This is a genomic window from Lentilactobacillus sp., assembly GCF_040773105.1.
Taxonomy (GTDB): Bacteria; Bacillota; Bacilli; order Lactobacillales; family Lactobacillaceae; genus Lentilactobacillus; species Lentilactobacillus parabuchneri.
Genome location: NZ_JAXGWW010000325.1, coordinates 1 through 1,662, shown reverse-complemented (window position 1 = coordinate 1,662; position 1,662 = coordinate 1). Strand labels below are relative to the sequence as shown.

Below are 1,662 nucleotides of genomic sequence, written 5' to 3'. Positions count from 1 at the left end.
GTCGGAATACTAGTTCCGTAGAATAAGTTCGCTGGTAATCCGATGACGGCATCTAAGACGTTGTCATGTTCAATCATGTACTGTCGGATTTTTCCTTCCGCAGCACCGCGAAATAAGACACCATGTGGTAATACAACTGCCATCGTGCCTTCATTATTTAAGTGATAGAGCATGTGTTCAACAAACGCAAAATCCGCCTTCGACTTCGGTGCCGTCTTCCCATATTTCCGAAAACGTTCATCATCTAATTTATCATCTGGATTCCACTTAGCCGAATAAGGTGGGTTGGCAACGACAGCGTCAAAAGTTAGATCATCAAAGTGATCTTCCTCTAAAGTATCGCCTTGACGTAAATCAAACCGATTATAACTAACCTCATGCATCAACAAGTTCATCCGCGCCAAGTTGTAAGTCGTACCGTTGATTTCTTGACCATAGTAGTTTCCAATCGTTGCGTAATTACCCAATTGTAATAACAGCGACCCAGAGCCCATCGTAGGATCATAAACCGTCTTCAAACGATCTTTACCAGCCGTAACAATTCTTGCCAATAACTTAGAAACTTGTTGTGGCGTATAAAATTCGCCCGCCTTTTTCCCAGCTGAAGCGGCAAATTGACCAATCAAATATTCGTAGGCATCACCCAAAATATCAATTTTAATATCTTGTTCACCAAAATCAATATTCGACAAGGATAGAATCACTTTGGCAATCAGTTCACTACGCTTGGCAACTGTGTTTCCTAACCGTGATGACTGCAAATCCAAGTCTTCGAATAGCCCTTTAAAGTCATTTTCTGACTCTTTGCCTAAGGTCGAATTCTGGACTTCGTTGATGGCATTTTGTAACATTTCAACGTCAAAATCGCCAGCGTTAATCTTCTTGACCATAGTTGTAAACAGATATCGTGGTTCAATGAAGAAACCTAAGACGTCAATCACTTCATCCTTCAAATCTTGCATCAGGTCAGCATCTTGTTCCGCATCTGCAAAGTCAACATCATCGTCTTGAAGTAACTCATTTGCATAGTTTTCAACTTTTTCGGACAAAAAGCGATAAAAGATTAATCCTAAGATATAATTTCGATACTCACTGGCATCCATGTTACCGCGCAGATCATTTGCCACAGCCCATAATCTTTTTTGTAATTCAGCCTGTTGTTCGGCCTGTTCAATATGACTCATTAAATTCATTCTCCTAGCTTAGTGAATACTTTCGGTCGATAGTCGATACAAAATCCTTAATCTCGCGTTTGGCCTGCCGTTTCTCTCGAAAGCCGAGCCCATTAGCACTTAACTTGTCAATAATCTCTTTGTCCTTGGTCTTACCGTAGAAGTTGTAGTCAGAAATCTGCTCGTTAACGAAGTCTTCCGAAAGGTGGTGTTCTTGTGAAAAGCCCTTAATGGCAGCTCGCTGGCTCTCGGCCATAAAGTTACTCAACGACATGCCGATATCATCGTCTGTATCGAGCGTTGGCAAAACTTCATTCAAAAATTGTTCCAACAATTCAACCTTCGACTTTAATTGGTCATTGGTCGCATTATCCAACAAATGTTCAATTTTCTGAATATCTTGCTTACGTTCGGTCGACGACATTAAGTCAATGCCTGAGATTAAGTTCACAATATAGTCAACATTGATGGTATCAGTCTCCAATAGACT

The 1,662-nt window shown here is 40.8% G+C and carries 1 protein-coding gene and 1 pseudogene; both read right to left on the bottom strand.

Translation table 11 applies throughout. The annotated features are described in order from the left end of the window. Window positions 1–1,184: type I restriction-modification system subunit M (locus AB3112_RS11335; protein WP_367334553.1), on the bottom strand; the 1,184-nt coding region annotated here is incomplete at its 3' end. 13 nt (window positions 1,185–1,197) lie between these two features. Then, window positions 1,198–1,662, bottom strand: a pseudogene (locus AB3112_RS11330) (type I restriction endonuclease subunit R); the annotation flags it as partial.